Source organism: Terriglobales bacterium (assembly GCA_035624455.1).
In the GTDB taxonomy this organism is placed as follows: Bacteria; Acidobacteriota; Terriglobia; order Terriglobales; family Acidobacteriaceae; genus DASPRM01.
The window spans coordinates 1-26,427 of sequence record DASPRM010000012.1; the positions used below are offsets into that span (position 1 = coordinate 1).

At 58.1% G+C, this 26,427-nt stretch carries 22 protein-coding genes and 1 rRNA gene; 15 read left to right on the top strand and 8 right to left on the bottom strand.

All coding sequences use genetic code 11. From position 1 onward, the window contains the following. Together VEG30_01000 and VEG30_01005 are read right to left on the bottom strand one after the other, a co-directional pair. Window positions 1-450: ribosomal RNA gene (locus tag VEG30_01000) — 16S ribosomal RNA — on the bottom strand; the annotation flags it as partial. A 947-nt stretch (window positions 451-1,397) separates the two neighbouring features. After that, entirely contained in the window at window positions 1,398-2,309 is a 912-nt protein-coding gene (locus VEG30_01005) for a universal stress protein (GenBank protein ID HXZ78476.1), read from the bottom strand. 270 nt (window positions 2,310-2,579) lie between these two features. Between VEG30_01005 and VEG30_01010 the strand changes: the two genes are divergently transcribed. Further along, entirely contained in the window at window positions 2,580-3,113 is a 534-nt protein-coding gene (locus VEG30_01010) for a DUF1579 family protein (GenBank protein ID HXZ78477.1), read from the top strand. Window positions 3,114-3,125: 12 nt separating this feature from the next. Here VEG30_01010 and VEG30_01015 read toward each other — a convergent pair whose 3' ends face one another. After that, the gene (locus VEG30_01015) at window positions 3,126-3,773 is read right to left on the bottom strand and encodes an alpha/beta hydrolase (GenBank protein HXZ78478.1); all 648 of its coding nucleotides are present in this window, start codon (window positions 3,771-3,773) and stop codon (window positions 3,126-3,128) included. Between the two features lie 477 nt (window positions 3,774-4,250). On the opposite strand from VEG30_01015, the gene VEG30_01020 reads away from it, so the two are divergent. The 7 genes from VEG30_01020 to VEG30_01050 all read left to right on the top strand — a co-directional run bounded on the left by VEG30_01020 (window position 4,251) and on the right by VEG30_01050 (window position 9,679). Continuing rightward, window positions 4,251-5,039, top strand: coding sequence for a hypothetical protein (locus VEG30_01020; protein ID HXZ78479.1), 789 nt, complete (start codon window positions 4,251-4,253; stop codon window positions 5,037-5,039). A gap of 84 nt (window positions 5,040-5,123) precedes the next feature. Continuing rightward, window positions 5,124-5,420 (top strand): hypothetical protein, encoded by a 297-nt coding sequence (locus tag VEG30_01025; protein HXZ78480.1) that lies wholly within the window; start codon window positions 5,124-5,126, stop codon window positions 5,418-5,420. A gap of 189 nt (window positions 5,421-5,609) precedes the next feature. Beyond that, window positions 5,610-6,791: a GAF domain-containing protein gene (locus VEG30_01030; GenBank protein HXZ78481.1), complete on the top strand. Its 1,182-nt coding sequence runs from the start codon at window positions 5,610-5,612 to the stop codon at window positions 6,789-6,791. Between the two features lie 261 nt (window positions 6,792-7,052). Next, window positions 7,053-7,670, top strand: coding sequence for a hypothetical protein (locus VEG30_01035; GenBank protein ID HXZ78482.1), 618 nt, complete (start codon window positions 7,053-7,055; stop codon window positions 7,668-7,670). After that, a complete protein-coding gene (locus tag VEG30_01040; GenBank protein HXZ78483.1) occupies window positions 7,663-8,052 on the top strand; it encodes a transcriptional regulator in 390 nt (129 codons plus the stop codon). The genes VEG30_01035 and VEG30_01040 overlap by 8 nt, the downstream gene beginning before the upstream one ends. 77 nt (window positions 8,053-8,129) lie before the next feature. Continuing rightward, complete coding sequence (locus tag VEG30_01045) at window positions 8,130-8,921, top strand: di-trans,poly-cis-decaprenylcistransferase (GenBank protein ID HXZ78484.1); 792 nt, start codon at window positions 8,130-8,132, stop codon at window positions 8,919-8,921. A gap of 47 nt (window positions 8,922-8,968) precedes the next feature. Further along, window positions 8,969-9,679, top strand: coding sequence for a hypothetical protein (locus VEG30_01050; protein ID HXZ78485.1), 711 nt, complete (start codon window positions 8,969-8,971; stop codon window positions 9,677-9,679). Between the two features lie 111 nt (window positions 9,680-9,790). Here the strand turns inward: VEG30_01050 and VEG30_01055 are convergent, their stop codons facing one another. Next, entirely contained in the window at window positions 9,791-12,748 is a 2,958-nt protein-coding gene (locus VEG30_01055; protein ID HXZ78486.1) for a protein kinase, read from the bottom strand. 50 nt (window positions 12,749-12,798) lie between these two features. Beyond that, a complete protein-coding gene (locus VEG30_01060) occupies window positions 12,799-14,046 on the bottom strand; it encodes a PP2C family protein-serine/threonine phosphatase (GenBank protein HXZ78487.1) in 1,248 nt (415 codons plus the stop codon). A gap of 186 nt (window positions 14,047-14,232) precedes the next feature. Here VEG30_01060 and VEG30_01065 point away from each other — a divergent pair, with 186 nt between their 5' ends. The 7 genes from VEG30_01065 (at window position 14,233) to sucB (ending at window position 23,187) form a co-directional block, all read left to right on the top strand. Continuing rightward, the gene (locus tag VEG30_01065; protein HXZ78488.1) at window positions 14,233-15,036 is read left to right on the top strand and encodes a methyltransferase; all 804 of its coding nucleotides are present in this window, start codon (window positions 14,233-14,235) and stop codon (window positions 15,034-15,036) included. Between the two features lie 12 nt (window positions 15,037-15,048). After that, window positions 15,049-16,092 (top strand): porphobilinogen synthase, encoded by a 1,044-nt coding sequence (gene hemB, locus VEG30_01070; protein ID HXZ78489.1) that lies wholly within the window; start codon window positions 15,049-15,051, stop codon window positions 16,090-16,092. 207 nt (window positions 16,093-16,299) lie between these two features. After that, window positions 16,300-17,718, top strand: a complete 1,419-nt coding sequence (lpdA, locus tag VEG30_01075; protein HXZ78490.1) for a dihydrolipoyl dehydrogenase — start codon at window positions 16,300-16,302, stop codon at window positions 17,716-17,718. A gap of 126 nt (window positions 17,719-17,844) precedes the next feature. After that, window positions 17,845-18,699: a lipoyl(octanoyl) transferase LipB gene (lipB, locus tag VEG30_01080; protein HXZ78491.1), complete on the top strand. Its 855-nt coding sequence runs from the start codon at window positions 17,845-17,847 to the stop codon at window positions 18,697-18,699. 99 nt (window positions 18,700-18,798) lie between these two features. Further along, window positions 18,799-20,103: a thiamine pyrophosphate-dependent dehydrogenase E1 component subunit alpha gene (locus tag VEG30_01085; GenBank protein ID HXZ78492.1), complete on the top strand. Its 1,305-nt coding sequence runs from the start codon at window positions 18,799-18,801 to the stop codon at window positions 20,101-20,103. A gap of 143 nt (window positions 20,104-20,246) precedes the next feature. After that, window positions 20,247-21,254, top strand: a complete 1,008-nt coding sequence (locus VEG30_01090; protein HXZ78493.1) for an alpha-ketoacid dehydrogenase subunit beta — start codon at window positions 20,247-20,249, stop codon at window positions 21,252-21,254. 211 nt (window positions 21,255-21,465) lie between these two features. Then, window positions 21,466-23,187, top strand: a complete 1,722-nt coding sequence (gene sucB / locus VEG30_01095; GenBank protein ID HXZ78494.1) for a 2-oxoglutarate dehydrogenase, E2 component, dihydrolipoamide succinyltransferase — start codon at window positions 21,466-21,468, stop codon at window positions 23,185-23,187. Between the two features lie 154 nt (window positions 23,188-23,341). Here sucB and VEG30_01100 read toward each other — a convergent pair whose 3' ends face one another. From VEG30_01100 to VEG30_01110, 3 genes are read right to left on the bottom strand one after another with little or no spacing between them, the layout of a single operon-like run. After that, on the bottom strand, window positions 23,342-23,611 hold the full coding sequence (locus tag VEG30_01100) for a hypothetical protein (GenBank protein HXZ78495.1): 270 nt from the start codon (window positions 23,609-23,611) through the stop codon (window positions 23,342-23,344). 56 nt (window positions 23,612-23,667) lie between these two features. Next, entirely contained in the window at window positions 23,668-24,063 is a 396-nt protein-coding gene (locus VEG30_01105) for a hypothetical protein (protein ID HXZ78496.1), read from the bottom strand. Then, window positions 24,060-26,390 (bottom strand): hypothetical protein, encoded by a 2,331-nt coding sequence (locus VEG30_01110; protein HXZ78497.1) that lies wholly within the window; start codon window positions 26,388-26,390, stop codon window positions 24,060-24,062. The genes VEG30_01105 and VEG30_01110 overlap by 4 nt, the downstream gene beginning before the upstream one ends. Window positions 26,391-26,427 lie beyond the last annotated feature (37 nt).

The window sequence follows — 26,427 nt, forward strand, 5'->3', positions numbered from 1 at the left end:
TCGTCCCGGTCGAAAGGAGTTTACGTCCCAAGGGACTTCATCCTCCACGCGGCGTTGCTGCGTCAGGGTTTCCCCCATTGCGCAAAATTCCCCACTGCTGCCTCCCGTAGGAGTCTGGACCGTGTTTCAGTTCCAGTGTGGCCGTGCGCCCTCTCAGGCCGGCTACTGATCATTGCCTTGGTGAGCCATTACCTCACCAACTAGCTAATCAGCCGCGACCCCCTCCCCAAGCTGCTTGCGCACTTGATCTCCGGGAATTTCACCCAAAGATGTTATGCGGTATTAGCCCCGGTTTCCCGAGGTTATCCCCCACTCGAGGGCAGGTTAGTCACGTGTTACTCACCCGTTCGCCACTTTACTCGCGGAGTTGCCCCCGCTTTCTCGTTCGACTTGCATGTGTTAGGCACGCCGCCAGCGTTGATTCTGAGCCAGGATCAAACTCTCGTTTGAAACCTGATTTATTGGTAATCCCATCCGAAGACAGGATTACGGGTAAATACTGTGAGTCGCTCGAACTTGAACCCGAGCACCATCACAATGCGACTGGCACGTTCAACCCAATTTGTCAAAGACCGAATCGCCGATCCGCCTGAGCGGGACGTTCAGTCGAAGGCAGCAGTCAGCTAGCAGCTTTCCGCCTGTCCTCGAAACCTTCCGACCTTATCGTGCGCCACGCGTGCTGTCAACCCGCGCTCCAACCCTGTTCCTCACAGAGTTTTCACAGCTTTTCCACCGTTCTGGAGCCGGGGAGCACCGCCCTGAAAGGCAGCGCGACAAGATGCTCCTGCGGCTGGCAGCGGCGACCGAAGACGCCACAGCCGCAAGAGGCCATTTACAGCTTTAAAGAACTCTTTATAGGTTTGCGATTACCAGGACCGCCTAACCCTTCGAGAACTTCGTTCCCGAATAGTCGCTCCGTGGCCGGAGCGGGATTCGCTTAGTGGCTTAAACCATTCGATGACATCGGCTGAGCTCGGTTGCAAAAATTCCGACTCAGCCAACCTACAACCACTGCGGCAGCCTTACCTCGGCCGCTGTATTTTTATAACACCCTATCCCGATCCCGGCAAGGCATTTATCCAAGAAATCCATTTGAGCTATCGGTGATGCTAGCAGCATCGGGAATCCGGTCCATCAACAGCTCTGATCCGCCAGCCTTGAATTTCGTCGGCGGGGACGCCCGCCTCAACTTGAACAAAGGGAGCGCGATCCCGTAGCCTGCCGCGCTCCTCCGAAGCGCCCGCAGTTCCACGGTACCGCGCTCCCGAGCCCGCGCTTATCGCGCTTACGCTCAGGGCGAAATGCCGGAGCCTAGCTTGGTAGCGGCTCGCACGGCTGCCCTCAAGGCGCGATTCGACCAATGCACGCGGGCTGATGCCTATATATGGGCCTAGTGGCTAACCTCGTACGGTTATCACCGGGCAATGACCATTACGAATTACTGTGTTGGCGATGGTCCAGGGCAGGTGTGCCGATGCCTTGGCTGCCGTCGGACCGGCCGGGTGCACACCCATCACGATAAGGTCGCAGTCGCGCGACCTGGCAACGTTTACGATTTCTTCTGCCGCGTATCCCACGCGGATAACGATCTCCGGCGGATGCTGCAGCTTGTGATCGGTAGGAATCAGCTTCTCCAATCGTGACTTCGATTCTCTGACCAGGCGCTGATGCAGGTAGAGCGCCGCCATGGTTCCCTCTTCGACGGTGTGCAGCATCGTTAGGAGCGCCTGGTTCTCCTCTGCCAGTGCCAGGGCCAGAGGAAATGCATGTTCGGAGCCGCCAGCGAAATCGCCGGCAAAAAGGATCGAGCTGAAGCGCCCGCGATCCAGCAGTTCAGGGTCGACCTCTGGGCCAACCGTCATCACCGGACAGGGCGCCTGCCGATAGATCTCCTCCGCGTTGGAACCCAGGAAGAGTTTGCTGAAGCCCGAGCGTCCATGAGTGCCCACAATGACCAGATCGATGTCGTACTTGGCGATCAGGGAATAGATCACCGGCCAGAGATTGCCCATCTTCAGTTCGGTGCGATGGGGAATGTCGATAAGCGAAATGGCAATCTGCCTGATGCGCTCCTCGGCTTCCTCCGCCTGATTCTGGTGATCCCAGGTTACCGGGTCCAGCGAGGTACCCAGCAACGGTCCGGGCGGAACGACGTGCGCCACCAGCAGGTTGGAGGCATGCACGCGAGCCACGGCAGTAGCTATCCGCAGAGCCGTCTCCGAGCACGGCGAAAAATCGGTGGCGAACAAAATATTCTTGATCTTTACCGTTGGCAGGAAGATGAGAGGAGCCAGATGCGGGGCCGCCATGGGACACCTCCCCGATAGTTCATGAGAGTCCCGTCGAACGAACGCTACACCCGGAGCTTGCTCGCTTCAGTGATGGAAATCACGCGGAGATGTGTGTTCAGTTCATACCAGCATTCTCGAGAGAGGCGTGCGTCAGCGCAAATGAGCGACTTTCAGCGATCTGGCCCGAAACGGAGTTGCAAACTGTGGGATAGGACCTACGGGTTGTGCAGTTCATCGTCTTGAGCTAAATTCTCTTTCCGACCTGAATCCATTCTTCGAGGAAAAATCATGACAAAAATCGCCACTGCCTCTCTGCTGATTCTTGTCTTTGCTGGTTTGTCCATCGCCCAGGGACCACCCATGCCCCAACTCACTCCCGAGCACAAGCGGCTTCAATATTTTGCTGGCACGTGGAAAAGTGACCTCGATATGAAGCCCAGCCCTATGGGGCCCGGCGGCAAAGCCAGCACCACGGACGTGAATGAAATGTTCCCCGGCGATTTTTTTCTCACTCTGAAATCCGATGGGACCATGCCGGGAATGGGTACCATGCACAGTCTGGCTCTGATGGGATACGACCCCGCCAAGAAGATTTACACCTACTACTCGATCGACAATTTGGGAATGCAGGAACGCTCGACCGGCACGGTTAATGGCGACACCTGGGTATGGAACTCGGAACCCAGCGCCAGCATGCCAATGAAAGGACGCTTTACCATCAAAGAAATCTCTGCCAAAGAGTACAGCTTCAAGTACGACATGTCGCAGGACGGCAACACCTGGACAACAGTGATGGAGGGTAAGTCCACTAAGGTCAAGTAGAGCGTAGTGAATTCACTGCCGTGCGGAATTAGCCAAAGAATTAGCGAAGATTCGGAGGGTCTCGAGGTACTTCTTGGGCGCTATGATCATAGCGTCGTTGTGCCCGGCGGAATCGAGCCAAAGAGCATGTTTAGGTTCGTTGGCAAGTGTGAATAGGGACTGTCCTTGCCAAAAAGGTACTACGCGGTCTGCTCGACCATGAATCACTAGCACTGGGACGTGAATCTGGCGGATCTTGTCCGCATTGCGGAACCGGTCCCAAGGAAGTAGTTGCACTCGGGTCAAAACTCGAAAGGCGCTAAGGAAAGGCGACTCGATTACGAGCGCTGCAACTGGGCGTCGCGCAGCTAAGTCAATCGCGGCTGCGCAACCCAGCGAGCGGCCCATTGAGATGATCTGTTGTGGTGGAGTTTTCAGTTGTTCGGTCAAGTATTCGTATGCCGCAGTTACATCCGCATACATGGCCCTCTCTGATGGCCTTCCTTCGCTCGTGCCGTAGCCCTGATAGTCGTAGGCGAACACCGAGAAACCCGCATCCCGGCACAAATTCAGAATTGGCAAATCGTCCCCAATGTCCTCAGCATTGCCATGCGAGAAAGAGGGTATAGTGGGCAGCCGGATTGGGTAGGTAAATTGCGGAGATGATTCTCGCGTCAGCAGGCTCTTTGGATCGAAGCTTGATTACCTGCAGGCGTTCGGGGAAGCTTCCATCACGATAGCTAGACGGGTGCGGCTGGAAAATGATTCGGTCCGACAGGAACGCCAACACAATCAACGAGGCATACAGCGCGACGAACAAAACGATTAGGAAGTGCAATAGGCGTCGTACCGTGGTGAGCTCCGAGTTCTTTCGGGAGAGAATACCAGCAATCACCGGACTTCGGGTCGTAAAGCATCTATCGAAGGTAGTCCTCAACTATGATTCCATTAGCCCTCGCCGTTCCCAGTAACTTCGTCCGTGCGGAAAACCGCCCTGTCCTTCCGGAACCTTGTCTTGGCCGCTGGTTGGAATACGCTATTCGGCCAGACTTGCGCGGTGGCTGACGGATTACACCAGCGCAACTGGGGCTCATGCCAGTCACAGAATTTGTTCAGTGCACGCTGCTGCAGTTGACTACTGCTATAAGGCGATGGCTCTTGCCTTCGTGCGCGCTGCCATTGTTGGTCACGCTGCTCGACTGCGGCGGCCAGGTCGCTCCGCCACCTTCGGGTTCAACCCCACCCGGCTCGAACCCGCCTCCGTCAAATGGCTATTTCTCAACCGAACCCGCGCACGCTACTTATCTGCCGCGCTCGGATGCTTATTGCGCATCAGCCGTCGTCCCGAATTCACGGGAATCCCGGCCGGACAACTTTCAGGCGAATCACACCGCGGTTTCTCCGCCGCACAACTGGTCAGTCGAGAACTATTGGACCCACTGGCGGGACAAGCGCGATCAGGTCACCGGGAATTTCACCGGCACGACGACGGAGATCATCCAGTGGGCCGCCTGCAAGTGGGGCATCGACGAGGACACCATCCGCGCCGCAGCGGTGCAGGAGTCGTACTGGCACATGAGCACCATCGGTGACGTGTGCGGCCCGGTGGGCGAGGGCTCCTATGGCCTTCTGCAAATCAAAAATGAAGACTGCTCGGGCGCGCTGATTCACGGCGGTTATCCGCACACCACGCAATCAACAGCTCTTAACGTTGACTGGTACGGGGCGCATATCCGCTCGTGCTACGACGGCGACTTCTATGACGGCGGCGACTGGCTCTACCACGGCCAGACAGTGGATCAGATCGCGGCACAGCACGGATGGAGCTTCGTGTTCTGGACCTGCGTAGGCGCGCACTACTCGGGCAACTGGTCCCCAGGCCAGCCATACGAGTTGCAGGTACGCCAGATCCTGGCGAACCGCACCTGGGAGAGCCCGACCTTCTAGTTCTTCAACCCCTATCGCTGCGCTACGATCTGAGTCTGCGTTCTCTCTGCGGAATTCATTGTTGCGACTCTTGCGAAGAATGAGGTGAAGACTGTGTGGCATATCGATCCACGGCTGGCAATTGGCGTGTTTTTGTCCACGGCTGCGACGGATGCAGTCTACGTCATGTTCAATGCAGCAGTATCGTCGCAGCGACGCGTGCCTGCTGCCACCTGGAGCAGCGTTTGGTACCTGCTGTCGGCTTTCGCGGTTATCAGCTACACACGCAACTGGGCGTACGTGGTGTTCGCAGCTGCGGGATCATGGGTGGGAGCGTATCTTTCGATGAGCTGGCTACGCAGGCCGCGAGGCAAGATTGCACCCGGGGAGTCGAGCACATGAGCACGTTGTGCCGTGCTTAGAATTTCTCCTGATCAGCCACGAAAATTATTCCGGATCCCAAATGCCCTACAGGTCTGCCGCCATCCATTTGATGTTCACCGATCACCGCGTTGTCTCGGCTGCCCTCGTAGGCTATAGTAATCAGTCCCGCGCACGCGGCCTCTCCCCGGGCCGGCACGACTCGGACGTATGAGCACCGCCGCCAAGACGCCACTCGTCAAACCAGGCATGCCCCACAGTTTCCGCCGGCTTCCCGCGGTAGTGTTTTTCCGCGGTGACGAAATCGCGCGCCGCGCGCTGACTGGAATGCAACATTATCTGCGGCTCACATTCGAAGACCTGGAGAAGGGCCGCGAGTCGGAATCCATTGTCATCACGTCTTCCGAGAAGTCGATTGCCGAGCATGAAACCCTGCTGCGCGCTCCCAACATCCGCGTAATCGCGCTTTCCGATACTCGCTTCAAGGATCCGCGACTGGACGGCGTAGTTTACGGTTATCTCCCGCAGAACACGCCGCCGACACTGGTCGATCGCATGATCGACAATGCGCTCGATCACATTCATCTGCTGGCGACCCGCCGGGACGTGAATGAGAAACTCGCCGGAGCTACTCGCGAAATCAACGAACTGAACCTGATCGGCGCGTCTTTGGCGGCGGAACATGATCCGGAGAAGCTGTTGGCGATGATCCTGCAGAAGTCGCGCGAGATCACGCGCAGCGACGCGGGGTGGCTGTACTTGGTAGAGGAGACGCCGGAGGAATCAAAAACGCGCCCCTCCGGACACCGCACCACCAACCGGGCTCGCACCGGGGGCTTGCAACGAGAGGGCGCGCGCAGGAATTTGCGCTGGAACCTCGCCCAGAATGACAGTGTGACCGTTCCCTTCGAAGAAGCGGTGCTGGAGGTCAGTGAAGAATCCATTGCCGGCTATGTGGCACGAACCGGCGACAGCGTGGATCTCGACGATGCCTACCATCTGCCGGAAGGCGTGCCCTACAAGATCGAGCGCCAACTGGATGAAGACAGCGGATACCGCACGAAGTCAATCCTGGCAGTGCCCATGCGCAATCTCAAGGGCGAAATCATCGGCGTGTTGCAGTTGATGAATGCCAAACGCAGCGCTGACGCGAAGCTGAACTCGGTGGCCGCGGTCGCAGCCCAGGTGGTTCCTTACTCGTTACGCCAGCAGGAACTGGTGACTTCGCTCGCCAGCCTGGCGGCAATCGCCCTGGAAAACAGCCGGCAATATCAGGCCAATCAGGCGCTGCTGCAGCGGGCGCTGGAGATGCTGCAGCGGAATGCCAAAGATGGCAAGACCGATCCCGCCCTCAACGATCTGCTGCAGGAAGCCAAGCGGCAGCGGCGATAGCGAAAGTCGGCAGGCAGCAATCAGCAGCTATCTCATAAATCGGTTTTGAAAAGGCGCGGCTTCAGCCGCGCCGTCCAGAGCCCCTGGGAAAACTGACGTTAACTCCGTCGGTTCATTGAGAGAGCTGGATAGCTTTTAACCGCCCATCGATTAACTGGCAAAACCAACATCTCAGACCCGAAGGTGGGACTATGAGGTGCGCTGACTTTGTACTACAAAGTACTTGACGAAAAAATGGACTAGTAGTATTCTCCTCCCCTTATGCCTCGTGCCCGCCGCTGCCGCCTGCGCCAAGTGCCGCCGGACGCTATGCCCTCCAGCAGTCTCGCCGAGGACCTGCGTTTTATTCGCAGAACCATGGAAAACTCAGCCCGTTTCACCGCCGTTCCCGGATGGGGGATGGTAGGCATGGGCATGAGTGCGCTGGCGGCGGGGGCCATTGCGCACTTCCAGCCGGACTTCCTGAAGTGGATGCAGGTCTGGTTGATTGAGGCGGTGATCGGCCTGACGCTGGCCATTTGGACGATGCGACGCAAGGCCCGCGGAGCTGGTGTTCCTCTTTTCTCCGGGCCGGGGCGAAGGTTTGCTCTCAGCTTCATGCCGCCGATGTTGGTAGGAGCTCTGCTGACGGCAGTTCTGTACCGGGCAGGCGCGCGGCCGCAGATTCCTGGCACCTGGCTGCTGCTTTACGGCACCAGCGTGATGAGTGGCGGTGCGTTTTCCGTCCGTATTGTTCCCGTGATGGGGATCTGCTTCATGTTGGCAGGAGCAGGTGCGCTGCTGGCTCCCGCGGAATGGGCAAACTGGTGGATGATTGGAGCGTTTGGAGGATTGCATCTCATATTCGGAATTCTGATTGCCAGGAGACACGGTGGGTAGATCATCGGCAGCTTCGAAGGGTGCGCATCGCCGGGAGAATTCCGCAGGCCGAGACTCGCGGCCGCATGGTGCTGCGCACGAGCAGCACTGGCCGGAGCTCGATCCTCTGATTCACGAACGCATCCGGCTGGGCATTGTCAGCGCGCTGGCGGTGAACAGTTCGCTCAGCTTCAACGAGCTCAAAAAATTGCTGCACACCACTGATGGCAACCTCAGCGTGCACGCTCGCAAGCTGGAGGAAGCCGACTACGTGAAATGCGAGAAATTTTTTCAGGGCCGGATGCCAAAGACCGAGTACCGCTTGACCACGAGCGGAAGACGGGCGCTGGAGGGTTACTTGAACCACATGGAAGAGTTGATCCGGACCACCCGCGAGCACTAAGATTTTTTTTGATTGCGCGCTTTGCTCAGCAAAGTGATTTGCATAGCTCCCTTGGAGCCACTGAGTCAGGAGGAAGAATGGAATTGCAGTCCGGGGAAAGCCGACGTGAGGGGTTGCATGTGGCCATCATCATGGATGGCAATGGGCGCTGGGCGAAACGCCGCGGACTGCCGCGAGTGGCGGGGCATCGAGCCGGTGCCATGGCAGTGCGGCGAACAATTGAGAGCGCGCCCAGCCTCGGTATTGGCACTCTGACACTGTTTGCTTTTTCCGCTGACAATTGGAGTCGTCCGCAATCCGAAGTCTCCGCCCTGATGAAGCTATTTCACCGGTATCTGCGCTACGAGGTTACACGCCTGATTCATGAGAGTGTGCGTCTCAGCGTGATCGGCCGGCGCGACCGCCTGCCTCGAGCTCTGGTGCGCACGATCGAGGCTACCGAGCAGGCGACTCGCGGCGGCAGCAGGCTGCATCTCCGCGTTGCCGTTGACTATTCCGCTCGCGATACCATCCTGCAAGCAGCCCAAAAAATGATTGAAACCGGCGAAACGTCGCGCCAGGCCTTTGGCCTCTGCCTGCGACAAGCGATGAATGATGAGCTCGATTCGCCTGACGTTGACCTGATGATCCGCACCAGCGGTGAGCTTCGCTTGAGTGATTTTCTTCTCTGGGAGTGCGCCTACGCCGAGCTCTATTTTACTTCCGTACTCTGGCCCGAATTTGGCAAGGCAGAGTTGGCCAAGGCGGTCGCAGAATTCCATCGCCGCGAGCGTCGTTTCGGGGCTGTGCTGGAGGCGAGAGATATTTCTCAGATGCCGGGATCCCCGCCGACTGCAGCGACCTCAGTGCCCGAACTGGCCGCGGAATAGCAGCCTGATTGCACCACATCCCAGAGTATCCGGATAAAATCCCGCACATGATAAAAGGCGCCACTCTGGCTTTTGTCTTAGCGGTAGCAATTGCTGGAATCTTACCGACCGCTGCCTCTCAAACCCCATCGCCACAGGGGATTCCCGTTGATAAAGAGCCCCTCCATCACGTGGTGTTCGAGAACGCGTACACCCGAGTATTCTCCGTGCAGCTTCCGCCGCACTCGCAAACGATGCTGCACCGCCACGACCGCGACTACGTATATGTAACGTTCGGAGCGTCGGAAATTGTAAATGATGTGCTGGGCAAGCCACCCGTGCACGTGAAATTACAAGATGGCGAGGCGGGCTTCGTGAAGGGAGGTTTTGAGCACGTTGCCAGGAATCTGGCTGAAACTCCCTTCAGAACTTTCGCGATTGAGGTCAAGCGCAAACCAAAGAGGGTGATGTCTGCAGAGAAGGTTGAGCGCGGACTCGAATTAGGACATGGCGCGATAAGCGAGGTCGTGCTTGATAACGAGGAAGTGAGGATCCGCGACGTCCAGTTGAGCCCCAGCGCCATGCTGCACGCCACGAAAATGCTGCCATATCTGTTGGTAGCGGTTACCGATCTGGATCTGCGAGATGGAGCCGCGGATCGCGCTGATGCCCACCTTAGCCAGAAGGTTGGCGGGCTTGCCTGGCGGCCTGCAGAGACAGCTATGATCACCAACCAGGCCCAGCAGAACGCCCGATTCGTCACGGTGGAATTCAAGTAGGACAAGTAAGAGGTCTGATCGGGTGAAGTCTGAAGTGACTCCGAGTCATTGCGGACACCATCTTGCAGTGCTACTTGTTCACACTTCAGCCGATCACACTTCGTACTTCGCTTATTGCAGCCTGGCGTACTCTTTTTTTGCTTGCTCTATGGCAGCCAGACCGGGGTCGGCGTCCTTCCAGGTGGCCATTGCATCCTGGTAAGCGATGCGGGCTTTCGCGGCGTCTCCCTGAAGCAGGTAGGCCCGCGCCAATCCTAGTTGCGCAAAGCTGATGGCCGGCTCCAGCGGACGCAGGCGGGTCAGGGAAATTACTTTCTGAAAGGCTGCCACTGCATCGGGTCCGCGTTTGGCGGCCAGGAGAGCGTAGGCGCGGGTATATTGCGCCGGCAGTTCGGTCTCGAAAAGCTCGGCGCTCTTTAGCAGTTCGAGAGCTTTGTTGGGATTATTCTGCTCCAATTCGATCCAGGCCTGGATAGTGGGTATGGTCACCGCCTGAACGATGGTGTCATCTGGCCGGCTGCGCTGAAGTTCAGAAATTGCCGCCCGAGACTTTGGAACATCCCCGGCCATGGCATATGCGACGCCCACCGCCGAATAAATATCCGGATTGCGTCCCAGCTCCAACGAGGCAGCCGCGTTCTCCCTGGCTCCTTCGCGCTCGCCATATAAGGCTTGATAGACAGAAAGAAAGGACAGGAAACCGGCTGCCGATTCCTTCAGGTCAATGCGCTTCAGCGCCTCAGTTGCTTTGAGCGTAGATCCCTTAGCGTTCTGCAATCGTCCATGCCGCACGTCCAGCATGATCTGATTGCCCAGGGCTTCGATCTGACCCTCCGGACTCGCCTGCAGTGCTTGCTGCTCGCGATCAAAGGTTGCCATGTCATTTTGAGCCAGGGCAATCTGCGCACGCACACTGTGTGCGCCAATGGCGTTGGGGAATTTCTGCAGTGCCTGGTCGGCCATCGCTTTGGCTTCATCCAGACGGTTCAGGCCAATGTAGGCGGAGGCCGCCTGCGCGTAACCGAAGATCAGATTGGGATCAACACGAATCGCCTCCGTAGCATTGTCGAGCGCTTTCTGAAATTGCCCCAGGCGCCAGTAGATACCGGAAAGATTGGCATAGGGCGCGGGGTCGTGCGGATAGGTCTGCTTGAAAAGTTCGTACGCCTGCAGGCCTTTCTCGAGCTGGCCGGTGTCCGCATAGTAGTGGGCAGTGATGTAGAGCGCTTCGCGTTCGCTGGCACGATCTTTGCGCTCAAACGCCTTGTGCTCATACTCAGCGGCTTGATTGGTTTCTCCCAGATTGCTCTCCACGGCTCCCAGCCGCGCATAGGCCATGGCGAAATTCGGGTCAAGCTCAATCGCACGTTGGTAGAGCGGAATGGCTCCTAGCTCGTCTCCTGAATTGTGCTTGGCATCGGCAAGGGAGAATGCCTTTAGAGCCTCCAGGGAAGAGGTGGTCGCCATCTCCAGCGGCTTGTTGAATTTCTGAATCGAGGCCAGCGATTCTCCCAGGTCCTGGCGCAAGTCGGCAGAAGCAGAATCGAGCGCAGAGAGAACCTTTTCCTTACTATTGGCCTGGGCACGCTGGCGCGCCAGAGAGTCACCATTGGCGGGATTCACGGCCTCCAGGGTGAGCAGGTACTGGTTCCCCAGACTTGCAACCGTGCCAGTGAGCATGGCCTTCACGCCCAGGCGCTGTCCGATCTCGCGTCCGATATCGCTGGTGACTCTTTCATCCGGCGATTTGCCCATGAATTTCAAAGTCTCGCGAATCTTCTGATCCGACACCACATTCAGAAATGGTGACTGCTGGAGGTCGACCATGAGTGCCTGTTTCAAAGTGCCATCAAAAACCGGCTCCCCCGTGGTGTTGACGAAATCAGTGACCAGAATCCAATCCTTGTCGCTAATAGCGCGTGAACTTCGAGAATGGAAGACTACATAGGCCAGACCCGCGATTACCACCATAGCCGCCAGCGCAGCTGCGGGGCCCTTCCATCCGCGACGTGGAGGAGCGACGGCCGTAGCAACGGAGGTCGGGCTGGTGGGTGGTGCAACAGAGGACGGCCGAACCTCAGCCGTAGGCGTGGTTGCCGCCGAGACTGCTGCCGGACCGTATCCTGACATTCGTAGAGCGCTATCGGAAACCACTGCCGTGCGCCCGGAATCCGTATCCCGCTTCACCCGCTTCAGGTCGGCACGCATTTCCGCTGCGGTCTGGTAGCGGAGTTCCCGATCCTTCTCCAGCGCCTTATTAATGATGTCTTCGAGATGCAGCGGCAAATCCGGATTCAGGCGAACGGGAGCGATGGGCGGACGATTCAGGATGGCCTCGAAAATGACCGCAGTAGTCTCGCCCCGAAACGGCAAGGTGCCGGTGGCCATCTCGTAGAGGACCGCGCCGAAGGAGAACAAGTCGGTGCGGTTGTCCAGTTCTTTTCCCCGTGCCTGCTCAGGCGACATGTAGGCTACCGTGCCCACGGTGCTGCCCGGGCTGGTGAGGTGCTCTTCATTGACGCTGCCGGTCAGGGTCGCATCCGAGGGGGCACCCGCGGTGGTGGCCATTTGCGCAACTTTTCTCTTCGCGAGACCAAAATCCAGCAGCTTGGCCTGCCCGCGGCTGGTGACAAAGATGTTCCCCGGTTTGATGTCGCGGTGAATGATGCCCTTGGCGTGTGCTGTATCCAGAGCGTCTGCGACTTGGATTGCGAGAGTCAGCAGGTCATCGAGTTCCAGCGGCCGCCCTTCAACCTTGTGCTTGAGGGTGACACCCTCGAGTAGCTCCATCGCAATAAATGACCGACCATGGTCTTGGCCGATTTCATAAATCGTGCAGATGTTGGGATGGTTGAGTGCCGAGGCGGAGCGTGCTTCCCGCTGAAATCGCTCTAGTGCCTGCGGATCGGAGGACAGCTGGTCCGGAAGAAACTTCAGCGCCACGTGGCGGCCGAGATTGAGATCCTCGGCTTCAAAAACCACCCCCATACCTCCACCGCCGATTCGCTGCAGGATCCGGTAATGAGAGACGGTTTCGCCGACCATGGATGAATACCCGCGCGTTGGCATCCTATTCTGCACCTTAATGCGGGGTCAAATGCTGACGACTGCAATCTGAGCTATGGAGCCACGGTAGAAGGAGCTGCCATTTCGGTGGCCTCCTGACGCTGACCCGCTGAGACCGCCGCAAGAACGATCATCGTCGCATCGTCAACGAACTGCCCTTGGCAGAACTGGGTCGCGTCGGCCATCACTCTGGCCATAAGCTCGGAAGCGGTGTCGGCGATGTGGTCTTCCGCCACTGACTGAATTCTCTGATCTCCGTACTCCTCCAGGTTCGCATCGGCAGCTTCAGTAATGCCGTCGGTGAAGAGCAACAACCGATCATCGGCATGCAGGCAAAGTGCGGCTTCTTTGTAGCTGGAGCTCGGTGATACTCCAAGCACCATGCCGCCTTCGGTGAGTCGAACCGGAGGTCCGGAGTCGCGCATGAGAATGGGAGGCAGATGCCCGGCGTTTGCGTAGACGAGGGTGCGCTTCCTGGCGTCGAGCAAACCGTAGAAGAAAGTGACGAACTTGTCGTCGGCGATGTTGCCGCAGAGCACGCTGTTGATTCGTGCACATAGCCACGCCGGTCTCGCAGATTCCGAGGCAAACGCACGGACTGCCGCTTGAATATTGGCCATGAGGAGCGCAGCCGATACCCCTTTCCCCACGACATCCGCTATACAGAAGCCGAGCTTGTCATCGGCAAACTTGAGAATGTCGAAATAATCGCCGCCCACGGTGCGCGCGGGTTGCCATGTTCCGGCGATCTCGAAGCCATCGATTTGCGGGATGTTGCGGGGCAGCAGCGACTCCTGTATCTCGCGGGCCCTTTGCAGCTCCTGATCCTGAAATTCCAGACGTGCCGTGCCTTGGTCGAGAGCCTGCGCAAGCTCACGGTTGCGCCGCTCCAGACGCTGCCTGCTTTCGTTGTAGGCGTAATAGATGAGGCCGAAAACCATGGTGGCGACACAAGAGAATTCCCACCAGGGGCCCACGTTCTTCCAGGTTAGAACGTCAGGCGGAAACAGAATCTTTCCGACAACCCAGATAGATATGGTTACAGTAATAGGAGTAGCCAGAGCCAGACATCCGGTAAAAACCAGCCAATTGTGAGGGAGTCTTTGGAGCGAACAGGCCGCCGTTAGCCACTGCAATAATGAAGTCGTGAGATTGCCGCAGATCAGCGAACATATCAGGCATCCGGTCAGGCTGACGGGAATACGAAGTGTGACGATCATGGCATAGACCACCACTCCCATCACAATAAAGACCTGTTGCCGGCGCAGGAATTGAAGCAACGAGGCTGAAGGCTTGAGCAAAGGGACTCGTCTCCCATCGTGACAAGCATTCCGCATGAGCTCACAGCCTGTCTGTGCCATTTGACACAGCGCCGCGTGCCTGGCTGCAAATCAAAACGATTCGCCCGGCGCCCAAACGGCTGTTGGGCACGGCAGCGTGATGCGCGTCCTTGAGGGCTCAGGTACATCTGCGAGAAGCTTTCCTGGATGGAACATGCCTGGAGAAATCGCCTGATCGCAATCGGCGGCTTCCCGATCGCTCTCCTGACCTGGCGTTGGGCGTCGCTGAACTTGAAGAGTCCCAGCACCTGCTTGCTGGCCATGTTTCTGCCGTTGACGCTGGTGCCTCTCGTGTCTCTTGCGGGGCGTCTGTTCCTCAAGCCGAAGCGAACCCTGGCCGACGTGAAGCTCAGCACAACCCTCGTCCATTATGGGGTGGCGATCCCCATGGGCGTGGCCATCATTGCTGCGCTGAAAACGGCCCAGCAGTGGCGCTACTGGCCCTTCTTGTTTCCACAACTTCCGGCAAAGATTCTGTTGGCCATCACTGGAGCGGCGGTGGCCTGGACCATCCTGAATCTGGCATGGCGCGGTCTGGGAGCGCCTTTCGGAATTGTATTGAGTCATCGCCTGGCGACGGACTGGGCCTATCGCTATTCCCGCAATCCTATGGTGGTCACACTGACAGGTTTCTTTATTTCTCTGAGCCTGTGGCTGCGGTCTGGTCTGTTTCTGTTTTGGGTTGTCGTTGCCCTGCTGCCCGCCGAGATCTTTTTCCTCCGTTTCTACGAAGAGCGCGAGTTGGAACTGCGCTTCGGTCAGCAATACCGAAGCTACAAAGCACGTACACCGATGTTTGTGGGCTTCAGAAAGACCGCTTTGCTTAACTCGGATGTTGTCAGCGGGGGAACCCGGGGCAGTCCCGGAGCTGCCGCCCCGCGGTCAGTGACCTCGGTCACACCATCGGCTACGCCGCAATTTGAGGGCTCCCGGTCCACCCGCCGGGGGTAGAATCTAGCTATCATGAAATTTCCTGTCACCCGCCTGCGCCGGCTGCGCCGCACCGAGGCGCTGCGCAACTTTGTCCGCGAAACTCGCCTAACGCCGGATTCTTTTGTGTATCCCCTTTTCGTCTGCCCGGGCGAGGGCGTGCGCAAGGAAGTCCGCTCCATGCCGGGTGTTTTCAACCTGTCGGTGGACGAAGCAGTGAAAGAGGCGCGGGAAGCAAAGTCGCTGGGTATCACCGCGATCATCCTCTTCGGCCTGCCGGAGAAGAAGGACGAGAAAGCCACAGGCGCGTGGATCGACGATGGTATCGTGCAGCGCGCTACGCGCGCCATCAAACGCGAAGTGCCCAGCGTGTTGCTGATCGGCGATGTCTGCCTCTGCGAGTACATGTCGCATGGGCACTGCGGAATCGTGCGTAAGTCAAATTCCACCGCTGCGCGCTCGCTGGGCGCCGCCGCCGTTGCTACCCCCGCTACCACAGAAGAATACGAGATCGTGAACGACGAAACGCTCGCGATCCTGGCCAAGACTGCAGTGTCGCTGGCCCGCGCGGGCATGGATATTGTGGCTCCATCGGACATGATGGATGGCCGGGTGCAGGCGATTCGCACCGCTCTCGATGCGGAGGGCCTTGATCAGACTCCCATCCTCGCCTACGCCGCCAAGTTTGCTTCCGGATTTTACGGCCCCTTCCGCGAGGCTGCAGACTCGGCCCCGCAATTCGGAGATCGCCGCTCATACCAGATGGATCCCGGCAACCTGCGAGAGGCGCTGCATGAAATTGAACTCGATCTGGAAGAAGGCGCTGACATTGTGATGGTGAAGCCGGCGATGCCGTACCTCGATGTGATTCACGCAGCCTACGAGCGCTTCCAGGTGCCGCTGGCCGCCTATCAGGTCTCGGGCGAATACGCGATGATCGAAGCAGCCGCGCGCAACAACTGGATCGATCGCGAGAGGGTGATGATGGAATCTCTGCTCTCCATCCGCCGCGCCGGCGCCAATATCATTCTCACCTACTTCGCCAAGGACGCAGCACGGCTGCTGGGTAACGCCTGAGCAGAGAACAATCTAATTAATAATTGTCATCCGGAGCGAGGACGCGGCGTACAGTTCCGCGTCCGAGTCGAAGGATCTTGCGGTTTATATTTGGCACTATCCCCAAGCCACTTGATCGCACTTCACGGCTTCTCGCGAATCCCAAACCCCTGTCGTAGAATCCAACGTTTGGACTACCCGCGAGAGTCTCATCAGGGAGAACGCACTTTGCCCAACCAGACTTATGACGTTCTAATCATCGGCAGCGGTCCGGCAGGATACACCGCCGCGATCCGTGCCGGCCAGTTTGGCTTGAAGACCGCACTCATCGAGAAGGACGCCAAGCTGGGCGGCACCTGCCTGCACGTCGGCTGCATTCCGACTAAGGCTCTGCTGTTCAATGCCGAGCTCTATGACCATTTGAAGGACGCCAAGGAGTTCGGCTTCGACGACCTCGCGATGCCCAAACTCAACTGGGGCGCAATCCAGGATCGCAAGAATAAGATTGTCACCAAGCACACTAAGGGGCTCGAGTTCCTGATGCGCAAGAATAAGGTTGAGACCATTCGCGGCTTCGGCAAGCTCACAGGTCCGGCTAAGAATGGCGTGGTGACGGTCGAACTCACAGGCGATGACGGCAAGAGCAAACAACTGCAAGCGCGCAACGTTATCTTGGCCACTGGCTCGGAAGCGCGTCTGTTGCCGGGAGTGAAAGCGGATGAGCGCATCCTCACCAACATCGAAATTCTGTCGCTGGGGGCAATTCCGAAGTCTCTGATTGTTGTGGGATCGGGGGCGGTGGGAGTTGAGTTCGCCTCGATCTTCAACTCATTCGGGACCAAGGTCACGATTTTAGAAATGTTGCCGCGCATGGTGCCGGTGGAGGACGAGGAGGTTTCTAAGGAACTCGCGCGCGCTTATCGCAAGCGTGAGATCGAGTTTCACGTCAACGCACTGGTGAAGAAAGTGGAGCGCACCAAGAACGGTCTGGCGGTGGAGTTTTCCGTGGATGACACCAATCAGCGCGTCGAAGCCGAGAAAGTCCTGATCGCGGTCGGGCGTAAGCCAAACACGGAAAATGTGGGGCTGGAGAAGACCAAGATTCAGCTTGACCGGGGATTCGTCAAAGTCAATCAGTGGTTGCAGACCGACGAACCCAACATCTACGCCGCTGGCGATGTTGTAGCCGGCTTCCCGCAATTGGCGCACACCGGCTTCATGGAGGGCATGGTTGCGGTGGCTCACATCGCCGGGAAACCTGCGAAGCCGCTGAACCCGCTGACCATTCCTAATTGCACGTATTGCCACCCCGAAATCGCCAGCGTGGGCTTGACCGAGGCAAAAGCACGCGAAAAGGGGATTGAGATCATGGTGGGAAAGTTTCCCTTCACCGCCAACTCACGCGCCAGCATTGTTGGGGCTCACGAAGGCTTCATCAAAGTGATCGCAGACATCAAATATCGCGAGATCCTCGGCGTGCACATCATCGGGCCGAACGCCACAGAACTCATCGCCGAAGCGGTCGCTGCCATGGAACTGGAGGCCACGGTGGACGACCTGATGTACACCATCCACGCTCATCCGACGCTCGCCGAAGGCATCCTCGATGCGGTGGAGAGCACGGAGGGCTTGTCGATTAATATGTAAGAGTCCGCCACGGATTGCAGGCATCAACACGGATTGAAATTAGGCTTGGGACCACGAGGCAATCTCATCGGAATGACTTTCTTCTGATCCGTGTAATCGGTGCTAATTTGCGGCTAGCGACGTTTCGTGATCTCCGTTATCCAACTCGGTACTCTCGATTATGCTGAGGGCCTTCGGCTGCAGCAGCAAATGATCGAACTCCGCAAAAATAATCAGATTCCCGATGTGTTGCTTCTGCTGGAACACAAGCCGGTGATCACTCTGGGGCGTAACGCCCGTGAGGAAAATGTTCTGCTCTCGCGAAAGGAACTGGATCGCCGCGGAGTCGAGCTATTCGAATGCGATCGCGGAGGCGACGTCACGTTTCACGGGCCGGGGCAGTTGGTTGGCTACCCGATTTTTGATTTGCGCGGTTATCCCAACCGAAGCGGCACTTCCACTCTCAAATATCTGGGCGCAGTGGACTACGTGCGACGACTGGAAGAACTCCTGATTCGCACTTGCCTCGACTTTCGCATCCCTGCGAAGCGCGTCCCGGGGTTGACCGGCGTGTGGACAGACCAGCAAATTGAGATTCGCGACAATGCCGCGGCCTCGGCGGGTAGTCAGGATATTCACGCGGAGGCCGATCCGGCGAGTCAGGAAGGCAAAATCGCTGCCATCGGCGTGCACATTTCGCGCTCGGTGACGTCCCATGGCTTCGCGCTCAACGTCAACACCGATCTCGACTACTTCAACCTTATTATTCCCTGCGGCATCCGTGCCAAGCCGGTGACCTCGATGGCGAAGGAACTCCGGCGTAACGTCCCAATCGAAGAGGTTGCGCAGGCCGTGGCGCGCAATTTTGGGCGCGTCTTTGACCGCCAGATACTTTGGGTGGAGACCATTGATCAGTTGCTGGGCCGGACTATAGGGGTGCCGGTAAAACCGCCCGCGGAGGAACGGACGATCCGCGGCGAAGAAGAAACCTACTGGGCCTAGTCGTTCATCCAGCAGCACGTAATGCAGTCTCTTCACCTTTTCGCCCTCTGTGGCCTCTGTGGTTAGAGGTCTTTCCTCGCGTTACAATCGGTTTCAGCGATGGCTTCTAAGAAGAGTCCGGGGTCCCACAACTCAGGTCGGCACAAAAGCGGATCCGCAGCCAGGCAGACTTCCACGAATCATCAGCCAAATTCCAGTCAGCGCACGTACGAGATTTTCGATTACCGCCTGGAGCAGACCGATTTTTGCATCGAGCAGGTCGGCGACGGCGATCAGGTTCGCTACAAGGTGCGCGGCGATCTGAGCGCTCCGCCTCCGCCGATCAGAGACTCAAAGTACCTGAGCCGCGAGCAGTGTGTGGAGATTTACCGCTGGATGCTGCTCAACCGCCGCATGGAAGCCGCCCTGGAAAACCTCTACAAACAGGGAAAAGTTGTTGGCGGGGTCTACTTCGGCCTCGGACAGGAGGCTTGTTCGTGCGCGTCGGCGTACGCGCTCAAGCCGGACGAGTGGATGGGGCCGATGATCCGCAACCAGGGCTCGCTGTTGGTACGCGGCTTTTCTGCCCGCGACATCATGATGCAGTACATGGCGAAGGCGCAATCACCCACCCATGGCCGCGACGCGTCTTCGCACTTTGGCGACATCCAGAAGCGCAATGTTGTTTCGCCGATTTCCACTCTCGGCGATCTGATCCCGGTGTTAGCGGGAGTTGCTCTGGGCGCACGCCTGCAAGGACGCAATATCGCTGTGATGACCTACATCGGCGACGGCGGACAGTCCACTGGCGTCACCTACGAAGGCCTGAATCTTGCCGCCGTGCAGAAGCTGGGGCTGGTATTGTTCGTTGAAAACAACATCTGGGCATACTCCACGCCTACTGCCGAGCAGTTTCTCTGTCACGACTTGGCGGAACGCGCTATTGGCTATGGTATCCCTGGCGTGATCGTGGATGGCACCGATGCCTGCCAGGTGTATGACGCAGCCCACGAAGCCTGCGAGCGGGCTCGCCGCGGCGAAGGCCCCACGCTGATCGAAGCCAAGATGATGCGCATGAAGGGGCACGCCATTCACGATGCGGCAGCCTATGTTCCCCGCGAGCTGTTCGACTACTGGAACCGGCGCGATCCGATTGCCCGCTTCGAGAATTACCTAGTCAAAGAGAAGAAATGGCTCACTCCTCAGCAGAATGAAAAACTGATCGTGGAAGTTGAAGCGGAACTGGAACGCGATCGGGAATACGCCGTCAATTCACCCATGCCTGAGCCGAAGACCGCGACAGGCGGAGTCTATTGCGATCCATCGTGTCACGATATCAGACCCAAGTATGCGATGCCGCAGTATAAAACCAGGAAGCCGGCCGCCAAGGCCAAGAAAAGTGAAGCAGCGGTGCATTTGAAGTAGCTGGAGTGGAGTTTGTGACTTAGGACGGAAGTTAATGCCAACTCCCAATTATGAGACGATAAGCGTCGCCGGTCATCTAGCGGTAAACCTCTGTCCGATGGCGGATTTTGAGGACAAGGATAAGCAACTTATCGGATTGCTCGATGATTGCCGTTGATTTGCTAAGTATGCCCCAAACCACCTATCTCGAAGCTATTCGTCAGGGACTATGGGAAGAAATGGAGCGCGATCCCACCGTCTTTTGCATCGGCGAAGACATCGGAATCTATGGCGGCGCCTTCAAGGTCACGGAGCGTTTCATAGATCACTTCGGGCCGGAGCGCGTGATCGATACGCCTATCGCCGAATCTGCAATTGTGGGCTCAGCTTTTGGCGCAGCCCTGACTGGCATGCGGCCGGTAGCCGAATTTCAATTCATGGACTTCATCGGCTGCGCCTTCAACCAGATCACCAACATGCTGGCGAAGGCGCATTATCGCTGGGGAGCGCCTGCCCCGGTGGTGCTGCGCGGACCCAGTGGCGGCGGCGTGCACGGCGGTCCTTTTCACTCGCAGAATCCGGAAATGTACTTCATCAACACGCCGGGTCTGAAGGTCGTCTGCCCGGCTACCGTCCGTGACGCCAAGGGCTTGATCAAGTCAGCGATTCGCGACAACAATCCCGTAATCTTCTTCGAGCACAAGTTCCTTTATCGCAGAATCAAAGAGGAGTTGCCGCCCGCAGACTACACAGTTCCGCTGGGCAAGGCGCGAGTGGCGCGCGCGGCCAAAGGCAAGAAGCAGATCGGCCTGATCACCTATGCTGCTATGCTCTACACCGCGCTCGATGCGGCGGATCTGCTCGCCAAGGAAGGCATCGAGCTCGAGGTACTTGACCTCCGCACACTGCTGCCGCTCGATCGTGAGGCGATTACCAACGTTGTCCGCAAGACTAGCAAGGTGATCATTCTGCATGAACATCCCCGCACCGGCGGAATCGCGGGCGAGATCGAAGCCATCATCAATGAAGAGGCGTTCGATGATCTGGACGGCCCACCTGTCCGCATCGCGGCGCAAGACACTCCTGTACCCTTTTCGCCGCCGCTGGAGGAAGTCTTCCTGCCCAAAATAGAAGATGTGGTGCGCGAGGCGCGCAGGCTGGCAGCGTACTAGGGAACTCAGGCGCTCACGTGCCGGGCCATCGTGTGTGGTCTCCTGGCCCAATGCACTTCAGCGTAAGGAAACGCAAAGCCTTTCGAATCGAAACAGGACGGTCGGGATCGCCTGTCCCACACGAGCCGATTCAGTTCTTGCCCGTTTCCGTCACGATATAATTTTTCTTTGCCTGCGGGCGCGAGCGCCATCTAGTAGGGAAGAGGAAAGAATGCCAACCGATGTGGTCATGCCCCAGATGGGGGAGTCGATTTTCGAAGGCACCATCACAAAATGGCTGAAGAAGCCCGGCGAGAAGGTCAATCGCGACGAACCCCTGTTCGAGATCTCCACCGACAAAGTGGACGCCGAAATTCCTTCGCCCGCCTCGGGCGTGCTCAAAGAGGTAAAGGTTAACGAGGGGGCCACCGTTCAGGTGAATACTGTCGTGGCTGTCATCGATGGCGATGGCGCCGGCGCCACGGCATCCGCGCCTGCACCCGCTCCGGCTTCGGCGAAGCCCGCTCCCGCACCGCAGGCTGCTTCCGCAGCCGCTCCGGTGAGCAAACCAGCCGCAACTCAGGCTGCGCCAGTAGTCACGGCTCCGAGTCCCGCGCCCATTGCTGCACCTATAGCCTCGGCGACGTCAGGCGGAACTGGAGCGACTACGGATGTGGTCATGCCGCAGATGGGCGAGTCGATCTTCGAAGGCACGATCACCAAGTGGTTCAAGAAGCCCGGGGAGAAGGTGCAGCGCGATGAACCGCTATTTGAGATCTCCACCGACAAAGTGGATGCGGAGATTCCATCTCCTGCTGCCGGCGTGCTTCAGGATATCAAGTTTCCGGCTGGTTCAACCGTGCAGGTGAACACGGTGGTAGCGAGGCTCGGAACCGATGGGGTGGCGGCCACCCCGTCCGCACCTGCTGCAGCGGTCGCGCCGGCTGCGCCTCCCCCTGCTGCAAAGCCGGCAGCTCCTGCGCCGCCTGCACCAGCAGCAGCTGCGCCCGCCCCGGCAGAAGTGGAAGAGGAAGTGGAGGTCGAGGGCAAACGTATCCACTCGTCGCCGCTGGTACGCAAGATCGCCAAGGAGCACGGCATCAACCTGGCGCAGGTCCCGGGTACAGGGCTGGGCGGGCGAATCACCAAGGACGACATCCTGGCATTTATTGAGAAGCGGCCTGCCGCGGCAGCTGCAGCACCAGCGGCACCGACAGCGGGCAAGCCCGCAGCACCAGCAGCCCCGCTCCCAGGTGAAGTCGTGCCCATGTCGGCGATGCGCAAGATCATCGCCCAGCGCATGGTGGAATCGAAGCGCACCAGCGCCCATGTCCACAGCGTCTATGAAGTGGATATGACGCGAGTCGTTGCAGTGCGCGAGAAAGAAAAACGCTCCTTCGAGCAGCGCAACGGAACCCGGCTGACGTTCACCACGTTCTTCGCGCGCGCTGCAGTCGAGGCACTCAGGCAATTTCCTATCGTGAACGCGTCGGTTGAGGGCGAGAACATTCGCTATCACCGCAACATTAATGTCGGGATCGCGGTGGCGCTGGACTGGGGATTAATCGTGCCGGTCATCAAGAGTGCCGAAGAAAAGAATTTCCTGGGATTGCAACGCTCAATTCTCGACCTGGCGGATCGCGCCCGAACGAAGAAACTCGCGCCGGAAGAGGTGCAAGGCGGAACGTTCACTATTACCAATCCCGGAAGTTTCGGTCAGATGTTCGGCTTGCCGATCATCCTGCAGCCGCAGGTAGCAATCATGGGGATTGGCTCGATCAAGAAGCAGCCGGTGGTGGTGACCGACGACAGCGGCGGCGATTCGATCGCCATCCGCGCGATTTGTCATATTTCGCTCGGCTACGATCATCGCGTGATCGACGGCGCGGTCGCAGATCAGTTCCTTCGCGCAGTAGCGCAATATTTGGAGAAATGGAACGAGCCGCTGGGGTAAGGAAACTGCAACTCAGAAGTTGTAAATTAGAGCCATTTCGCTGTTTAGAAACAACCCCGCCCTATCGCTAGGAGATGCGAAAGCGAACAGGACGGGGTAACCGCGTGCGAAACGCTGGCCGCCATTGGGCCGGCCATGTTGTTTTGGATGGCGATTACTTGCTTGCGGTGGCCTTCGACCACACGCTGGCATTCATGCACTCGACCACACCGTCGATGATCTTACTCAAGCCCTCATGAAACTTGGAGTCATCGACGATGTCACGGTTGGCGACTGCTTCCGTCATCGAAAGCGCTGAACTGATAAAGGACAGTGCAGCCTGCTTCTTGTCGGTGCCGGCGCGTCCGCCGAACAGGGATTCGATACCCTGAACGATGGCCGGAATAAAGGAAAACCCCTGCAACAACTTTGCCAAGAAACTCATACCTCTCTCCTTATGTGAAAGTGAACTTATTCAGCAGCCGGCATTCAGCCAACAACCTAATGGCGGCGGTCGCGCCACTCCCGCTGCCGCACCAGTTCGGCTTTGATGTCGGCCAATTGCGACATGACGTTGCGGGAGAATTCGTTGAATTGCTCCTGGGCTACCAACTCGTTCGCCGGGCGGATGGTCTCAATTCTGCGATTGACTTCATCCACCTGCTGCCGCAGCGTGGCGATCTGAACATCCTGTGCGGCGTCGCCGCGAATCTGGGCGGAAACCCATCCCGCGCCAAACAATGCCAGCGAAACGACTGACGACCATATGACTCGGCGAAATAGCGGCTGCGGACCTGACGAATTGCTGTTGTTCATACTTCTGTTGACTGGCGGTTGGGCGAAGAGACCGGGCTGAATCATTCGGCTTCGCGCCCGCGGTTCAACTGCAATGCTCATAACGGATAATCCACGTGCAAGAGGGTGGAAAATTCAGAATAGCGGCGCGGAGTGGAGCCATCATATTGCCGCAGATAATAGTCTTGTGCCCGCGCCAGGCGCGGCACGGTGAAGGTCTGGACCGTGAACCAGGCAATCAGGTTGCGATCGTTGCCCGCCTCCCAGCCAGAGTCGCTGCGGCGCACCTCAAATCCGCCACCGGGAGGAGGCGCCACGCCCGCGTCAATCGTCACCCACGTGGATGTGAGGTCGACCACTTCCGCCTGCGGCAGGCCGGGAAGCACCGCCGGGTCGGGCTGAATCGTAGTGACCGTGATTTGCGCAATGCCCTGCACGTGGCTGCTGTCATGATGAAATCCCAGAGGGTCGGCGGCATCATTCGCAAAGGCGATTCTGTATTGGCTTCTGTCCGAGGACAGATCGAGAACAGTGATATCCACCTGCCGAACCACGGCCTCAAAGCTGCATCCTCGCGACGGGGCGTTTATGCCCAGCCCATCCCCGGGGAAGATGTCGAGCGCTGCATCGGGGAGAAAATCGCTCACTGTCTCATAGGTGCCCGACCACGGCTGTTGAGTGCTGTCGTCCAGCATGGCGAGCGCAGCATTGGCGCAATCGCGCGAGGTACGCGGTTCGGGGATTGCCAGATGGACGACCGAGCCCCGCATTCCATCGTCACCCGGCATTGCCTGGGCGGCGATGTCGGCCGGATCAGTTGCCTGCGCAACTGCTCGTCCGCTTGTCCGGTAAGAGACCACCAGCTTTTCATTGGCAGCAGGAATGAATGCCGAGTAGAAGGCCAGGTCACCGTTAGACCCCAGCCGGCATTCCGCACCGTCAGTCAGCGCACCTACTAGGCGTGTGCGATATGGTTGGCCGGGGAGACAGCTGCGTACCACAGCCTCGGGTGCGCGCAACAGTCGTGTGTAGGCAAGCGCACAGTGCATATCAAGAGCGTTCACGAGCGCGTAAGTACAAACGCCCGGAGCGTTTTGCACGAGGCCATCAAACAACACGGTGGAAGGCGCGACCAGCGATACGGGATTATTGGGATCGACGTCATGCACTTCCAGCACAATGCGGACGTCACAAGGGACCTCCTCGCCCCCTAATGCGTTGCCGGCAGGATGCTGCGATGCATGGAAGCGTTGTCGCGAACGAAATACCTCCATAGCGTACATACGAGTGCTGATGACGTAGTGGTGTCCGTCGGAGGTCGTGAGTGGCGTTCCGACCGCCGCGGCATTTATCCAGGCCGAAATCTGAGACTGTGCGCCTGATTTGGTTATACGAAATCCCGCAAGACAATTCGCCAGCGAAACGGAAGATGTGTATAAACCGCCGAGAATCCCATCCGATGCAGCAATGAAACTCACATCGCCATGCTGCAATACCACTGCTCCCCCGAGTTCCAGCCGTTCCGCGAACTGAACAACAGTGGCCCCATCCGCACCCGTCCCATCCTGTATCCAGAGCTTTCCGCTTTGAATAAAAATCGCGCCCTGCGGATCGGTTGGCTTCCACCAGCGTGGATCGAGGGTTGACTCATACTCTTGTTCGAGTAGAACGTAGTTGCGACGAGCATATGGAGTCTGCGACAAATAAAAGCGGGACGTGACACCATCACCCAGGAAATAGTCCTTGACGTATGCCCACGGTTCCACCGCGCCGAAAACGGTGATGTCATTCGCGTGCCGTCCACGCGAGACAATCTTCAAGCCGGCGGGCTCAAATTGCGGCGCTGTTTCGTCCAGCGTATAAGCGTTGGAGTTCAGCGGAGCAAGGATGAGCTTGTGATCCTGAACGCGGTAGCTGCCACGCACACGCAAGCAGATTTCTGCGGCCTGTTCGGACCAGTTCCGGTCTGAGGCCACGCTGTAGCGCGGAATCACGTCGCAGGGCTGTGCTGGTGTCGTGTCGAGCGTCCCTGGCGCAAGATCGTTGGTGAGGGTCGTGAGAATCTCACTTGCTGTGCTTGCGACGAAATCAGCGCGGGACGGGCAGCTCTTGCGGTCGAGCAGATACTCGTCGCTGATCGTCTTGAGATCGTAGCGATAGACCGGTCCCTGCTCGCCCCAGCCCAGGTACTCGAATGCAGGAGCCTCCGACAAGTATCCGGTGAAGAAGCTGCGTCCATCTTCGGCCGCCAGAATCACGCGGGCGCCCGGCACCGGGACCGGCGGTGATTGCGGCGTACCCAACAACGACACGCGCATGGCAGCAGGCTGATTGAGCCTTCGCTGCACCACTGGCAGACCCTGGGCATCGGTCACACTAGTGTAATCGCGCACTCCGGCGCCATCGAGATTGTCGATTGTCAGCTTCATTCGTTGGTTTTTATTGGCAAATCAGGAAGACGAAGTC